This window comes from Streptacidiphilus jeojiense, assembly GCF_000719095.1.
Taxonomy (GTDB): domain Bacteria; phylum Actinomycetota; class Actinomycetes; order Streptomycetales; family Streptomycetaceae; genus Streptacidiphilus; species Streptacidiphilus jeojiensis.
In genome coordinates, this window is sequence record NZ_JOEH01000004.1 from 12,482 (window position 1) to 26,722 (window position 14,241).

The window sequence follows — 14,241 nt, forward strand, 5'->3', positions numbered from 1 at the left end:
ATGGATAGGGCCGGACCGGTGCTCCGGAGGCGGCGAAAACGGGGAGATCGGCGCGGCCGCCCCTCGGTAGACTGCGGCCCCGCCCCCGACTCGAAGGCAGCCCCGCTGATGCGCTGGTCAGAGCTCTACGTCCCCACCCTGCGCGAGGATCCCGCCGACGCCGACGCGGCCAGCCACCGGCTGCTGCTGCGGGCCGGCTACGTCCGCCAGTTGATGGCGGGCCACTACTCGCTGCTGCCGCTCGCGGTGCGGGTGCGGGCGAAGATCATGGACATCGTCCGCGAGGAGATGAACCGGGCCGGTGGGCAGGAGTTCGTTCTGCCGGTGATGCACCCCGCCGAGATCTGGCAGAAGTCCGGGCGCTGGGACGTCATGGGAGAGGAGATGTTCCGGCTCAAGGACCGCAGGGGAGCGGACCTCGCGCTGGGCATGACCCATGAGGAGATCTTCACCACGCTGGCCACCGAGCTGCGCTCGTACCGCCAGTTGCCGCAGGTCTGGTACCAGTTCCAGACCAAGTTCCGGGACGAGCCGCGGCCCAAGAGCGGCCTGATCCGGGTGCGCGAGTTCACCATGAAGGACGCCTACAGCTTCGACCTGGACGAGGCCGGGCTCGACGCCGCCTTCGACCGGCAGCACGCCGCCTACGCGCGGATCTTCGCCAGGATCGGCATCCCGGCGATCCCGGTGCAGGCGTCCAGCGGCAGTATGGGCGGCAGTTCGTCGGTGGAGTTCATGTGCCCGTCGGACGCGGGCGAGGACCTGATCGTCACCTGTCCGGACTGCGACTACGCGGCCAATGTGGAGAAGGCCGGCTCGGCCCTGGCCGCGATCGAGGACGCCGCGGGACCGGCGGCCCCGGAGCCCTTCGACACCCCCGGCGTGCGCACCATCGACGACCTCGACCGGGAGTACGGGTTCAGCGCCCGGCAGCAGGTCAAGACCCTGGTCTACGTCCTGGACGAGCAGCTCACGCTGGTGCTGCTGCGCGGTGACCACGCGCTGGTCGAGCAGAAGCTGATCGACGCCACCGGGGCGAACCGGATCCGCCCGGCCACCCCCGAGGAGATCGTCGCGGCGCTGGGTGCCAGGCCCGGCAGCCTGGGCGCGGTCGGGGTCACCGACCTCCCGGTCATCGCCGACGAGGCCCTGCGCGGACGCCGCTCCATGGCCACCGGCGCCAACACCGACGGGGTGCACCTGCGCGGTGTGGACGTCGACCGCGACATCGCCCCCGCGCGCTGGGCCGACCTGCGCGAGGTCACCGCCGGCGAGCCGTGCCCGCAGTGCGGCGCCGCGCTGGGAGTGGTCCGTACGGTCGAGATCGGCCACATCTTCAAGCTCGGCCGCAAGTACACCGAACCGCTCGGCGTCAGCGTCCTCGCCCCCGGCGGCGAGCGGGTCGCCCCGGTCATGGGCTGCTACGGCATCGGCATCGAACGCGCCCTGGCCTGCGCGGTCGAGTCGCATCACGACGACCGGGGCATCGTCTGGCCGGTCGCGATCGCGCCCTTCGAGGTCGCCGTGGTCACCCTGGGCAAGGACGAGGCCGTCGCCCGTGCGGGCGAGGAGCTGTACGCGCGGCTGCGCCGCGAACGTGTGGACGCCGTCCTGGACGACCGCGCGGAGCGCCCCGGGGTGAAGTTCAGCGACGTCGAACTGGTCGGCATCCCGTACCGGATCACGGTCGGCGCCCGCGGACTCGCCGCCGGGACGGTCGAGCTCACCGACCGCGCGACGGGGACGAGCACCGAGGTCGCCCTGGCCGATGTGGTGGGGCGGGTACGGGAGTTGGTGCTGGGGACGGTGGCGGGGACGGGGGCGGAGACGGGCGCCGAGTAGGCCGTCAGCGGGACAGCGTGTCGTAGCCGATGAAAGTGAACATGCTGCTGTCGGCGTCGGCGTCGGCGTCGGCGTCGGCGTCAGTGGACCCCTCGGCCCCGGAGCTGTCCGAGGTCGTGCCCGCGTAGCGGTGGGCCGCGGCGCCGAAGCCTGCTCCGGGGGCGGAGAGCCACACCCGCTCGAAGCCGCGTTCCTCGAACCAGCCGCAGATCCGGGGCACCAGGTCCGGTTCCTTGCGGTGCCGGGTCCAGACCACGGTGCCGCCGACGGCGCAGAGCCGGGTGCAGTGGTCGACGGTGCGCTCGATGTCGGCGTCGCTGATGTTGCCGAAGATCCCGCAGGCCAGCACGAGTTGAGCCGGTGTCAGGTCGCGGTACCGGGCGACCTGGGCGGCGTCGCCGGTCACCACCTCGACCTGGGTCAGGCCGGCCGCCGCCGCGGTGGCCCGCGCCGCGGTCGCGTTGCGCGGGTCGAGCTCGACCAGTCGGGCCGTGACGTCATCGCGGCGCGGGTGGTCGGGCAGGACACCCAGCAGGTCGTGCCCCTGACCGGCGCAGATGCTGATCACCCGGATCGGCCCCGGCGGCGCGGTGTCCAGCGCCAGCCGGATCTGCTGCTGCACCGCGGCCAGGCGCTGAGTCAGGTAGGAGCCGGGGCGGTCGTAGTCGTCGTGCCAGGCGTGCCAGTCCATACCGGGACGCTACATGACCGCCCGGTGTCGGCACGGGGGTGTACCTGGGTCCACCCCCTGATCCGGTGGCCAACGCCCCTGCGGGCGGCGGGGGCGGGCGGCACACTGGGGTGGCGGCTCCTCCGGGGCGATGTGTCGAGTGGGCGACGAGGGCGAGGGCAGCATGAGCAGGAGCATGGCCGACCGGGTCGAGGAGTCCCTTCCGTGGTTCCGGGAGCGGCTGGTGGCCCTGGGGCGGTGCCTGGTGCTGCATCTGCTGGTGTATCCGGGGCTGTTGTGCGCCGCGCTGGCCGGATTCGCCTTCGTCGGGCTGGGGTTCGGGGCCGGTGCGCTGCTGCTGCCGCTGGCGGTGCTGGCGGTGCGGCGGATGGCGGACCAGCGCCGGGAGTTGGCCACGCGCTGGACCGGGACCGTGGTCGAGGCCCCGTACCCGCGGCGGCCGGTCTTCCCGGCCGGGGCCACCGGGGTCCGGCAGTGGGTGCGCTGGCTGCGGTCCGATCCGGCCACCCGGCGCGACCTGACCTGGCTGCTGCTGGACCCGGTGGTCGGCGGGCTGCTGGCGCTGCTGCCGGTCGCGCTGGTGCTGGAGGGCGTCTACGGGTTCGTGGTCTGCGCCAACGTCAGGTGGATGAGCAGCACCGGCTACGGGGACTGGTTCGTGCTGATGCACGCCCACTACGGCCACGGCGGCGACCTGGCCGCGATCTCCGCGATGGGGGTGGGTCTGGTCCTGCTGGGGCTCTGGAGCGCGCCCAAGGTCCTTCCTGTCTACGGCCGTTGGACCAGGTCGCTGCTGGCGCCCACGCCCGAGGTGCAACTCGCCTCCCGGGTCCGGCAGTTGACCGAGACGCGGAGCGAGGCGGTGGACGCCCAGGCGGCCGAGCTGCGCCGGATCGAGCGCGACCTGCACGACGGCGCGCAGGCCCGGCTGGTGGCCATGGGCATGAATCTCAGCGCCGCAGCCCAACTGCTGGAGAAGCACCCGGCGGAGGCCAAGGAGATGCTGCTGGAGGCCCGCAACGCCTCCGCGCAGGCCCTGAACGAGCTGCGCGACCTGGTCCGCGGCATCCACCCGCCGGTGCTGTCCGACCGCGGACTGGGCGACGCGGTAAGGGCGTTGGCGCTGGATAGCGCGCTCACCGTCGAGGTCGGGGTGGACCTGCCGGGCCGGTTGGAGGCCCCGGTGGAGTCCGCCGCCTACTTCACCGCCGCCGAGGCCCTCGCCAACGCCGCCAAGCACTCCGGCGGCCAGCGGGTCTGGATCGACATCCTGCACCGCGACGGACGGCTGCTGATGACCATTCAGGACGACGGCGCCGGGGGCGCGGATCCGGCCAAGGGTGGCGGGCTGCGCGGGCTGGAGCGCAGGCTGGCCCCGTTCGACGGGATACTGGTGCTGAACAGTCCGGTCGGCGGTCCGACCGTCCTCACCGTGGAGCTGCCGTGCGAGTTGTCCTAGCCGAGGACCTGTTCCTGCTGCAGAACGGCCTGGTGCGGATGCTCGAGGCGTACGACTGCGAGATCGTCGCCGCCGTCGACAACGGCCCGGACCTGCTCGCGGCGCTGCTGGAACTGCGGCCGGACGTGGCCGTGGTCGACGTGCGGATGCCGCCGACCTTCACCGACGAGGGGCTGCAGGCGGCCCTCCAGGCCCGGCGCGAGGCGCCGGGCCTTCCGGTGCTGGTGCTGTCGCAGTACGTGGAGCAGCTCTACGCGAGGGAGTTGCTGGCCGACGGCACCGGCGCCGTCGGCTATCTGCTGAAGGACCGGGTGTTCGACTCGGACCAGTTCGTGGACGCGGTCAGAAGGGTCGCCGCCGGCGGCACCGTGATGGACCCGGAGGTCATCGCCAAGCTGCTGGCGCACAACGCCCACACCGAGCCGCTGGGCGCGCTGACGCCCCGTGAGCGGGAGGTGCTGGCGCTGATGGCCGAGGGTCGCTCCAACGCGGCCATCGCCGAGCGGATGGTGGTGACGGAGCGGGCCATCGCCAAGCACACCTCCAACATCTTCCTCAAGCTGGACCTGCAGCCCTCGGACGAGGACAACCGCCGGGTGCTGGCCGTCCTCGCGTACCTCAACACCTGAGCAGAACCCGAGCAAAGCCTGAGCAGAACCCGAGCAAGACCCGAGCGGACACGTACGCCCCCCGCCGGGGTGTAGGTAGTTCCACCCCCGGTTCCGGTGTCTACCGCTCCTGTGCCGGGCGCCCCAGGTCAACAGACTGGCAGCAGGATGCCGAATCCGTTGACGAGGGAGCTGGGCAACGATGCTGGACACAGCGCGGACGCAGGACGCGGTGCGGCTGGAAGCACTGACCAAGCAGTACGGATCCGGGGACGGGGCGGTGGCCGCGCTGCGGGGGATCGACCTGTCGTTCCCGGTGGGCAGTTTCACCGCGGTGATGGGCCCCTCGGGCTCGGGGAAGTCGACTCTGCTGCAGTGCTCCGCCGGCCTGGACCGGCCCAGCTCGGGCCGGGTGGTGATCGGCGGGGTGGACATCACCCGGCTCAACGAGACCGAACTGACCGGCTTCCGAAGGGAGTCGACCGGATTCGTGTTCCAGTCGTTCAATCTGCTGCCCTCGCTGACGGCTGAGCAGAACGTGGCGCTGCCGCTGCGGCTGGCGGGCCGCCGGCCGGACCGGCGCGCGGTGCTGCGCGCGCTGGCGCAGATGGGCATGGAGCACAAGGCCGGCAGCCGTCCCAGTGAGCTGTCCGGCGGCCAGCAGCAGCGGGTGGCCATCGCCAGGGCCCTGGTGACCCGTCCCGCGGTGCTCTTCGCGGACGAGCCGACCGGGGCGCTGGACCTCAGCACCGGACGGGAGCTGCTGGCGGTGCTGCGGGCCCTGGTGGACGCCGCCGACGGCCCGGACGGGGTCGGCACCACCATCGTGATGGTCACCCACGACCCCAGCGTGGCCGCGCACGCGGACCGGGTGCTGTTCCTGGCCGACGGCGCGCTCGCCGGCGAGTTGGTGGCGCCCTCCCCGGAGGCCGTGGCCGGCCGGATGACGGACCTGGCGGTGGCACGGTGATCGGGGTGGCCCTGCAGACGCTGCGTGCCCGCTGGGTGTCCTTCCTGGGGACGGTCGTGGCGCTGGTGCTGGGCGTGGCCCAGGTCGCGTCGATGGGCCTGCTGCTGATGGGGATGTTCGACCTGCCGCAGCGGCCGGTGCAGCGCTTCGCCACGGCACCGGCCGTGGTGCAGCCGAACGACCCGACCTGGAACGCCTCCGAGCACGACGTCGGGGCGCGGTCGCTGGCGCAGGCCGAGGGGGTGTCGGCGGCGCTGCTGGCCAAGGTGTCGGCGACCGGCCCCACCGTGGTGGACCGTTCCTTCTACGCCCAGCCGGCCGGCGGCCCCGCGACCAGCGTGGGGCACCCCTGGGCAGTGGCCGGGTACGGCGGCTACCACCTGGTGTCGGGCCGGTCCCCGGCCGGCGCCGGCGAGGTGGCGGTGGGCGTCGGCCAGGGCCGGGTGGGCCAGAAGCTGACGGTGCTGACCGCCGCTGGCCCGGCCGTCTTCACGGTCAGCGGCACGGTCTCCGCGGTCTCCTGGGAGCACGCGGTGTTCTTCAGCGACGCCGAGGCGGCGGCGCTGTCGCCGCGGATCGACGACCTGGTCGCGCTGGGTCCGCTGGACGCGGTACGGGCCGCGGTCGCCGGGTCGCAGGCCGAGGTGCTGACCGGCCAGGACCGGCACAAGGCGGACCCCAGCGCGACCACCGACCGCAGGTCGCTGGACGACACCATCACTCTGGTGCCGGTGATGGCCGGGGTGGCGGGGGTGACCGCGGTCTTCGTGGTGGCCTCCACCTTCGGGTTCGCGGTGATCCAGCGCCGCCGTGAGGTGGCGCTGCTGCGGGCGGTGGGGGCGACCCCGCAGCAAGTGCGGAAGATGGTCCGCGGCGAGGCGCTGCTGGTGGGGGCGTTCGCCTCGGCGGTGGGCACCGCGCTGGGGCTGCTCGGCGCCCAGTGGCTGGCACAGCTGCTGATCGGGATGGGCATCGCGCCGTCCTGGTTCACCGTCGCGATCTCGCTGAAGTGGACCGTGCTGGCCCCGCTGGCGGCCGCGTTCCTGGTCGGGGTCGGGGTGGCGCTCGGCGGCGCGGTCACGGCCGCCGGGCGGGCCGGGCGGATCCGTCCGATCGAGGCGCTGCGGGAGGCCGCGGTCGACGAGGCGGGCTGGACCCCGGGCCGACGGCTGCTGGGCCTGCTGGGCCTGGTCGGCGGGGTGGCCTGGGCCGCCTGGATCGGGATCGCCTCGCCCAACAGCGTGCTGTCGCCGAACACCTATGTGATGTCGCTGACGGTGCCGGTGCTGGCCGCGGCGGTGCTGGCGCCGTTCGCGGTGGGACCGCTCACCCGGCTGCTGATGCGGCCGTTCCGGAGGTCGTCGGGCGCCACCGCGATGCTGGTCCGGGAGGGCGCGCTGACCTCGCGCCGGCGGATCGCCGCGACCGCCGCGCCGGTGCTGCTGACGGTGGGTCTGGCCTTCTCGCTGATGGCGGCGACCTCCTCGCTGGGCGCGGCACGCGACAGCGGGGCGCAGAACCAGGTGTCCGCGCCGTACGCGCTGGTGCCCGACGGCACTCCGGGGATCAGTCCGCAGGTGGTGGCCCGGGTCGCGGCGATCCACGGGGTACGGGTGGCGGCGCCGCTGGCGACCACCATCTACACCCCGTCGGACGGGAACACGGACCAGAACGACGCGCTGGTGGTCGACCCGGCCGCGCTGCGGGACACCATGAAGCTCCAGGTGGTCGCCGGCTCCCTGGACGCCCTCAACGACACCAGCATGGCCGTGGCGGACATCTGGGACTGGCCGGTGGGTTCCGAGGTCCCGGTGCACCTGCCGGACGGCCAGGTGGCCACGCTGCGGGTGGCGGCCACCTACCGCGCGGTGCGCGGCCAGGACGTGGCGTACCTGCCGATGAGGTTCGCCGCCAGCGCCGCCTACGCCAAGGACGGTCTGGTGCCGGACGCCTATGTGTCGCTGGCACCGGGCACCGACCCGGCCGCGGCCGCCAAGGCGATCCGGGCGGCGGTGGCCGGCGGCGGGGCCAGCTTCGTCAGCAGGGACCGGCTGGTCTCCTCGGAGAGCTCCTACTCGACCCATCTGATCAAGGTGCGGCAGCAGTCCACCGCCCTGATCATCGTGCTGTTCTGCTTCATCGCCATCCTCAACACCCTGCTCATGGCGACCGCGGACCGCCGCAGGGACCTGGCGGTGCTGCGGCTCGCCGGGGCCACGCCGCGGCAGGTGCTGAAGTTCTTCGTCGGCGAGTCACTGCTGGTGGTGGCCATCGGTACGGTGCTGGCGCTGGCCGCGACGGCGGTCAACCTGGCCGGGCTGTGGGGCGCGCTGCTGCAGCTGTTCGGCAGCACGCCGATCGAGGCGCCGTACTCGGTGATCCTCGGTATCACCGCGGTCTCGCTGCTGCTCGCCCTGGTCGGCACGGTGCTGCCGGTCGGCGCCGCGCTGCGCGGACGGAGCCTGGGCTTCGTCGGCACCGGGGAGTAGGCCGGGGGAGCACGGCCGGACGACGCTCGCAGCGGATTCTGACGGGGCGTCCGCCTGCGGGGCTTTACCGCGGTAAAGCCCCGCAGGGCTCAGCCCCGTACGGATCGGATCGACACGGCTCAGCCCCGGCCCGCCGCCAGCAGCAGCCGGACCAGTTCGTGGATCTGGTCGCGGCTGTAGGCGGCCAGCAGGGCGCGGGCCAGATCGGGCGGGGAGCCGAAGGGCGGCACCGGAACCGACGCCGGATCGTGGTCGCGCCGCCGCTGCGGCAGGCTCACCGGTTCGGCCGGCTCGGCCGCCGAGGACGCCGGACGGGAGTCCGGCGCCGCCGCGGGCGAGGGGAGCGGCAGCGGGGGGTGGGAGGCGCGTACCGCCGCGACCGCGGCCCGGGCCGCCTGCCGCTCCGCGCGCTGCAGTTCGGCCCTGGCCGCCTCCTCGCGCCAGGCCGCCACCTGCTCGGCCAGCGGTACCCGGGCCAGTCGCCGCGCGTCCCGCACCGCCAGGTCCCCGGCGCGGAGCCGGGACTGGAGCTCGGGGGCCAGCTCCAGCAGCGCCCGGCGCTGGGAGATCCAGCCCGGGCTGCGGTTCAGCCGCCGTGCCGCGGCGACCCCGCTGCCCTCGCAGGCGGCGACCATCGCCTCCACCGCGCGGGCCTCCTCCAGCACGTCGAAGTCCCTGCGGTCGATGTTCTCCTGGATGGACGCGGCCAGCAGCGCCTCGCGGGAGGCGGCCACCTCGTCCTTGACGCAGATCTCCAGGGTGTCCCGGCCGAACCGCACCGCGGCGGCGTAGCGGCGGCAGCCGTTGACCACCACATGGTCGACCCCGGCGCCGAGCAGCGGCTCGTCCTCGGGCCAGATCCGCAGATAGGCCTCCCTGGTGACGGCCAGGCAGGCCTGCAGCTGGAGTTCGGCGATCGAGCGGAGGTCCTCCAGGTCGCCCAGGTCCTCGCGCGGATTGCGCGGGTTGGGGGCGAGCCGGTCCAGCGGCACGGCGCCCGCGAACGCCGACGCGGCGGCAGCGGCGGCGGCAGCGGTCCCCGGCCCGGCCGCGGCCGGGTCCGTGACCGCCTCGTCGATCATGCGGCGGCGACTGCTGCGGGGGCGGGCGGCGGCCTCGAAGGAGTCCGAGCCGCTCAGCCGCTCCGAGGCCCTCATCCCAGCCTCCTGGCCAACTCGCGGAACAGCTGCGCCTGTTCGCTGCCCGGCGCATAGCTGAGCAGCGGGCGCTGCAGCCGTACCGCCTCGCGCTGCTCCTTGCGGTCCGGCAGCACCGCCAGCACCCTGGGCTGCTCCAGCGCCTGCCACTTCTCCAGCGAGGAGGTGGCGATGTAGCCGCGGCGGGCGTCGTAGAGGTTGACCACCAGGCCCAGCTGGGAGAGCTGGATGCCCAGGTCCGCGCGCAGGTCCTCCATCTGGTCCATCAGCATGGTGAAGGCGGTCGCCGAGGCGTCCTCCGCCTGGACCGGGACCAGCACGCCGGAGCGTCCGGCCGGTTCTCCCTCCCGGGTCCGGGAGTAGGCGATCGCGGCGTCCATGCCCAGGCCGAGGCTGGGCGGGCAGTCCACCACCACGGTGTCGAACTCGTGCTCCACCGAGGCCAGGGCCCGTTCCAGGGCGTTCTCCCGACTGCGCACCCGGGACAGCCGCACGTCCAGCAGGAACGCGTCCATGCAGGCCGGGAGCAGCACCAGGTCGCCGCTGAAGCCGCAGTCCAGCGTGGTCAGCAGGCTGGCCAGGCCGCCCTTGGCGTCGCCGGCCATGTGGGCGGAGAGGCTCTCCTTCTCGTCCTCGACCACGGCGACGCCCAGCTGCTGGCTCAGGTGGCCCTGCGGGTCGTAGTCGACCAGCAGCACCCGCTCGCCGCGTTCGGCCAGCGCCTGGGCCACGCCGCTGCTGACGGCGGTCTTGCCGACGCCGCCCTTCTGGTTGCAGACCACGATCCGCCGGGCGGTCCGCACCGGCCGCCTGGCCCGGGGGACCGGGGGCACCGGGTTGGCGTCGAACCACAGCCGGGCCGCCTCGGGCAGGGCCCGCGCCGTGGTCAGCCCGCGCGCCTCGCACTCCTTCCGGAACGCCTGCTCCACCCGTGCCCCGGCCTGTGCCGGGACCCCGCACCAGGCCGCGACCGCGTCCCGTACTGCGCGCCAGGGCTCGATCCCGTGCTGCGCCGCACGGACCAGCAGGTCCTTGCGCAGCTGCGCGGGCAGCCGCTCGGCGGCCCGGGTCCAGGTCTCGGTGCCGTCGTCCTGTTCTGCTACCGCTGTCTCTGCTACTGCTGTCCGTTGAGCTGTCTCCATGGCCGTACCATAGGCGGCAAATTTCCGCAAATGTACGATTCGATGCCGGTCTGTACGGCGCGTCGCCCCCGTCGGGTGCCCGAATTGGCCGGTCGCCGCCTGGGAATGTCAGGATGCTTGCATGACCATCCAGGCTTACTTCGACATCACCATCGACGACGCGCCCGCCGGGCGGATCACCTTCAACCTGTTCGACGACATCGTCCCGAAGACGGTGGAGAACTTCCGCGCGCTGGCCACCGGCGAGAACGGCTTCGGCTACAAGGGCTCGTCCTTCCACCGCGTGATCCCCGCCTTCATGCTCCAGGGCGGCGACTTCACCCGCGGCGACGGCACCGGCGGCAAGAGCATCTACGGCGAGAAGTTCGCCGACGAGAACTTCCAGCTCAAGCACACCAAGCCGGGCCTGCTGTCGATGGCCAACGCCGGCCCCAACACCAACGGCTCGCAGTTCTTCATCACCACGATCGTCACCGACTGGCTCGACGGCAAGCACGTGGTCTTCGGCGAGGTCGCCGACCAGCAGAGCATGGACCTGGTCAGCAAGATCGAGGGCTACGGCTCGCAGAGCGGCCGCACCAAGGCCAAGATCACCATCGCTGACGCCGGCGTCCTCTGACCCGGCTCCGCCATCGGCCATGACCACCTCCCGGACGGGGGTGCACCTCGGTGCACCCCCGTCCGCGTCGTTCCCGGGGCATCCCGGCGCGGACGGACCGGCGCGGACTCCGCGGCGCGGACGAAGCGGACGAAGCAGTCCCGCCGCAGGCATTGCGGCGGCACCGGCACGGAGCCAGTATCCAGACGAGGGCCGAGCGGCAGCAGCGGCCCGGAGCCGAGGAGCGGTGAGCGCGCTGGACGGTGCGCGCTGGACGGTGGGAGCTGATGGGCGGCAACGGCTGGCTGGCACAGGTCGGTGACGATCCGAGGCAGCGGGCGCGCGAGATCGCGCACGCGCACTCGGCGTTCGTCGCCGCGCCCGGGCGCGCCCTGGCCACGGCCGGCGCGGGTGCCGGGGTGCGGGAGGTGGTGGCGCAGTCCTGGCAGCGCTCCTCCGACGCCAGGGTCGCCCAGGACGCCGAGGCCCCGGTCACCCTCACCGACGCCGCCCTGCTCGCCTACCGCGCGGCGCACCCGCTGTCCCGGGTCATCGGCGTGCTGCGGCAGATCGTCGGCAGCGCCGCGGAGGACGGCGACAACGTGATGGCGGTGTCGGACGCCGCGGGCCGGCTGCTGTGGGTCGAGGGCAACCGCGCGGCCAGGGCCAGGGCGGCCCGGATCAACTTCGTCGAGGGCGCCCTCTGGGACGAGGCCCACGCCGGCACCAACGCCCCGGGCACGGCGCTGGCGCTCGACCACGAGGTGCAGATCTTCGCCACCGAGCACTTCCGGCAGACCGTCCAGGCCTGGACCTGCGCCGCGGCCCCCATCCACGACCCGGCCACCGGGCGGATCCTCGGCGTGGTCGACCTGACCGGCGGCGACACCGTGGCCAACCCCTACAGCCTGGCCCTGGTCCGGGTCGCCGCCCGGGCCTGCGAGGAGGCGCTCTGGCTGCCGCCGCGCACCGAGGCCCCGCTCCGGCTGCCGCCCGAGGCCGACGGGTCCGTGGCGGCCCTCGGGGCGGGCAGCGCGATCCGACTGGAGGCGCTGGACCGCTGCGAGGGCACGCTGCGGCTGGCCGACGGCCGCACGGTGCGGCTGACCCGCCGGCACAGCGAGCTGCTGATCATGCTGACGCTCCATCAGGACGGGCTCACCGGCGACCAGTTGTCCGACCTGCTGCACGGCGGACTGGCCACCGCAAGCCCGACCACGCTGCGGGTGGAGCTCACCAGGCTCCGCCGCACCGTCGGCGACCTGCTCAGCTCCCGCCCGTACCGGCTGACCGCGCCGGTGCAGGCCGACTACCTGGACACCGCCGCCGCCCTGCACCGGGGCGACCTGGCCGCCGCCGTCGCCGGCTACCCGGGGCCGCTGCTGCCCAGCTCGGAGGCGCCGGGGGTGGTCTCCCAGCGCCGCTGGCTGGACACCCAGCTGCGGGCCTCGGTGCTGGCCGACGGCGATCCGCGCACCATCCGGGCCTGGGCCGAGGGCAGCGGCTTCAACGACCTCCAGGTCTGGGAGCGGCTGGCGGCGGTCGCCGCGCACGGATCGCCGCAGCGCGGGGTGGCGCTGGCCCGGGCCCGTGAGCTGAGGGAGGAGTACGGGCTCTGACGGGTCGCCTCCGACCGGCCGCCGGCCGTGCAACGTCCAGGCAACGTCCCCGGAGTTAGCGTGCGCGGCAGAACCGCGTCACGGCGTCCGTCCAACGAGGGGCGGCCGGCACGGACGCGGATCCTCACGGAGGTCCTTCACCATGGCCCGTATCGCTGCGCCGGGCGAGTCCGGCGCGAAGATGAACTACCAGTCGCGCTACGACCACTGGATCGGCGGGGAGTTCGTGCCCCCGGTACGCGGGCAGTACTTCGAGAACCCCACCCCGGTGACCGGACAGAACTTCTGCGAGATCGCCCGCGGCACCGCCGAGGACGTCGAGGCGGCCCTGGACGCGGCGCACGCCGCCGCACCCGCCTGGGGCCGGACCTCCGCCGGTGACCGGGCGAACATCCTCAACCGCATCGCCGACCGCATGGAGCAGAACCTCGAAGCCCTCGCCGTCGCCGAGAGCTGGGAGAACGGCAAGCCGATCCGGGAGAGCATGGCGGCCGACATCCCGCTGGCCATCGACCACTTCCGCTACTTCGCGGGTGCGATCCGGGCCCAGGAGGGCGCGCTCTCCGAGATCGACGAGGACACCGTCGCGTACCACTTCCACGAGCCGCTGGGCGTGGTCGCGCAGATCATCCCGTGGAACTTCCCGATCCTGATGGCGACCTGGAAGCTGGCACCGGCGCTGGCCGCCGGGAACGCCGTGGTCATCAAGCCGGCCGAGCAGACCCCGGCCTCCATCCACTTCTGGATGAGCCTGGTCGCCGACCTGCTGCCGCCGGGCGTGGTCAACATCGTCAACGGCTTCGGCGTGGAGGCCGGCAAGCCGCTGGCGTCCAGCGCGCGGGTCGCCAAGGTCGCCTTCACCGGGGAGACCACCACCGGGCGGCTGATCATGCAGTACGCCAGCGAGAACATCAAACCGGTCACCCTGGAGCTGGGCGGCAAGAGCCCCAACATCTTCTTCGACGACGTGAGTTCGGCCCGCGACGACTTCCTGGACAAGGCCCTGGAAGGCTTCACCATGTTCGCGCTGAACCAGGGCGAGGTCTGCACCTGCCCCTCCCGCGCGCTGATCCAGGAGGGCCACTACAGCGAGTTCCTGGACGCGGCGGTGGACCGCACCAGGGCCATCGTCCAGGGCCACCCGTTCGACACCGACACCATGATCGGCGCCCAGGCCTCCAACGACCAGCTGGAGAAGATCCTCTCCTACCTGGACATCGGCCAGCAGGAGGGCGCCAAGATCCTCATCGGCGGCTCCCGGGCCGACCTGGGCGGGGAGTTGGCGGGCGGCTACTACGTCGAGCCGACGATCTTCGAGGGCAACAACTCGATGCGGATCTTCCAGGAGGAGATCTTCGGCCCGGTGGTCTCGGTGGCGCCCTTCGGCACCTTCGACGACGCCATCAGGATCGCCAACGACACCCTGTACGGGCTCGGCGCCGGCGTCTGGACCCGCGACAGCAGCACCGCCTACCGGGCGGGGCGGGCGATCCAGGCCGGACGGGTGTGGACCAACTGCTACCACGCCTACCCCGCGCACGCGGCGTTCGGCGGCTACAAGGGCTCCGGCATCGGACGCGAGAACCACAAGATGATGCTGGACCACTACCAGCAGACCAAGAACCTGCTGGTCAGCTACTCGCCCAGGAAGCTCGGGTTCTTCTAG

Annotated in this window: 11 protein-coding genes; 8 read left to right on the plus strand and 3 right to left on the minus strand. The window is 73.1% G+C overall.

Going from position 1 to position 14,241, the window contains the following annotated elements; translation table 11 throughout:
* Positions 1–108 precede the first annotated feature (108 nt).
* A complete protein-coding gene (locus IF29_RS0105045) occupies positions 109–1,842 on the plus strand; it encodes a proline--tRNA ligase (protein WP_051724904.1) in 1,734 nt (577 codons plus the stop codon).
* A 4-nt stretch (positions 1,843–1,846) separates the two neighbouring features.
* On the opposite strand, the gene IF29_RS0105050 is transcribed toward IF29_RS0105045, so the two are convergent.
* Positions 1,847–2,533: a class I SAM-dependent methyltransferase family protein gene (locus IF29_RS0105050; RefSeq protein ID WP_030250128.1), complete on the minus strand. Its 687-nt coding sequence runs from the start codon at positions 2,531–2,533 to the stop codon at positions 1,847–1,849.
* Between the two features lie 163 nt (positions 2,534–2,696).
* On the opposite strand from IF29_RS0105050, the gene IF29_RS0105055 reads away from it, so the two are divergent.
* From IF29_RS0105055 to IF29_RS0105070, 4 genes are all read left to right on the plus strand, one after another.
* Positions 2,697–3,992, plus strand: coding sequence for a sensor histidine kinase (locus IF29_RS0105055; RefSeq protein ID WP_051724995.1), 1,296 nt, complete (start codon positions 2,697–2,699; stop codon positions 3,990–3,992).
* Positions 3,977–4,621, plus strand: coding sequence for a response regulator (locus IF29_RS0105060; RefSeq protein WP_030250134.1), 645 nt, complete (start codon positions 3,977–3,979; stop codon positions 4,619–4,621). Before IF29_RS0105055 ends, IF29_RS0105060 begins: the two co-directional genes overlap by 16 nt.
* A 181-nt stretch (positions 4,622–4,802) precedes the next feature.
* Positions 4,803–5,570, plus strand: coding sequence for an ABC transporter ATP-binding protein (locus IF29_RS0105065; RefSeq protein WP_030250137.1), 768 nt, complete (start codon positions 4,803–4,805; stop codon positions 5,568–5,570).
* Positions 5,571–5,575: 5 nt separating this feature from the next.
* On the plus strand, positions 5,576–8,059 hold the full coding sequence (locus IF29_RS0105070) for an ABC transporter permease (protein WP_232242031.1): 2,484 nt from the start codon (positions 5,576–5,578) through the stop codon (positions 8,057–8,059).
* A 119-nt stretch (positions 8,060–8,178) separates the two neighbouring features.
* Here the strand turns inward: IF29_RS0105070 and IF29_RS0105075 are convergent, their stop codons facing one another.
* Positions 8,179–9,216: a ParB/RepB/Spo0J family partition protein gene (locus IF29_RS0105075; RefSeq protein WP_051724905.1), complete on the minus strand. Its 1,038-nt coding sequence runs from the start codon at positions 9,214–9,216 to the stop codon at positions 8,179–8,181.
* The gene (locus IF29_RS0105080) at positions 9,213–10,358 is read right to left on the minus strand and encodes a ParA family protein (protein ID WP_084713570.1); all 1,146 of its coding nucleotides are present in this window, start codon (positions 10,356–10,358) and stop codon (positions 9,213–9,215) included. The genes IF29_RS0105075 and IF29_RS0105080 overlap by 4 nt, the downstream gene beginning before the upstream one ends.
* A 121-nt stretch (positions 10,359–10,479) precedes the next feature.
* Between IF29_RS0105080 and IF29_RS0105085 the strand changes: the two genes are divergently transcribed.
* From IF29_RS0105085 to adh, 3 genes are all read left to right on the plus strand, one after another.
* Entirely contained in the window at positions 10,480–10,977 is a 498-nt protein-coding gene (locus IF29_RS0105085; RefSeq protein ID WP_030250148.1) for a peptidylprolyl isomerase, read from the plus strand.
* A 242-nt stretch (positions 10,978–11,219) separates the two neighbouring features.
* Positions 11,220–12,575, plus strand: a complete 1,356-nt coding sequence (locus tag IF29_RS0105090; RefSeq protein WP_198037299.1) for a GAF domain-containing protein — start codon at positions 11,220–11,222, stop codon at positions 12,573–12,575.
* Between the two features lie 142 nt (positions 12,576–12,717).
* A complete protein-coding gene (adh, locus tag IF29_RS0105095) occupies positions 12,718–14,241 on the plus strand; it encodes an aldehyde dehydrogenase (RefSeq protein WP_030250154.1) in 1,524 nt (507 codons plus the stop codon).

Bases quoted from the DNA above. Each gene is read 5' to 3' on its own strand.
- IF29_RS0105045 (WP_051724904.1), top strand. From the start codon at position 109: ATGCGCTGGTCAGAGCTCTACGTCCCCACCCTGCGCGAGGATCCCGCC.
- IF29_RS0105050 (WP_030250128.1), bottom strand. From the start codon at position 2,533: ATGGACTGGCACGCCTGGCACGACGACTACGACCGCCCCGGCTCCTAC.
- IF29_RS0105055 (WP_051724995.1), top strand. From the start codon at position 2,697: ATGAGCAGGAGCATGGCCGACCGGGTCGAGGAGTCCCTTCCGTGGTTC.
- IF29_RS0105065 (WP_030250137.1), top strand. From the start codon at position 4,803: ATGCTGGACACAGCGCGGACGCAGGACGCGGTGCGGCTGGAAGCACTG.
- IF29_RS0105075 (WP_051724905.1), bottom strand. From the start codon at position 9,216: ATGAGGGCCTCGGAGCGGCTGAGCGGCTCGGACTCCTTCGAGGCCGCC.
- IF29_RS0105080 (WP_084713570.1), bottom strand. From the start codon at position 10,358: ATGGAGACAGCTCAACGGACAGCAGTAGCAGAGACAGCGGTAGCAGAA.
- IF29_RS0105085 (WP_030250148.1), top strand. From the start codon at position 10,480: ATGACCATCCAGGCTTACTTCGACATCACCATCGACGACGCGCCCGCC.
- adh (WP_030250154.1), top strand. From the start codon at position 12,718: ATGGCCCGTATCGCTGCGCCGGGCGAGTCCGGCGCGAAGATGAACTAC.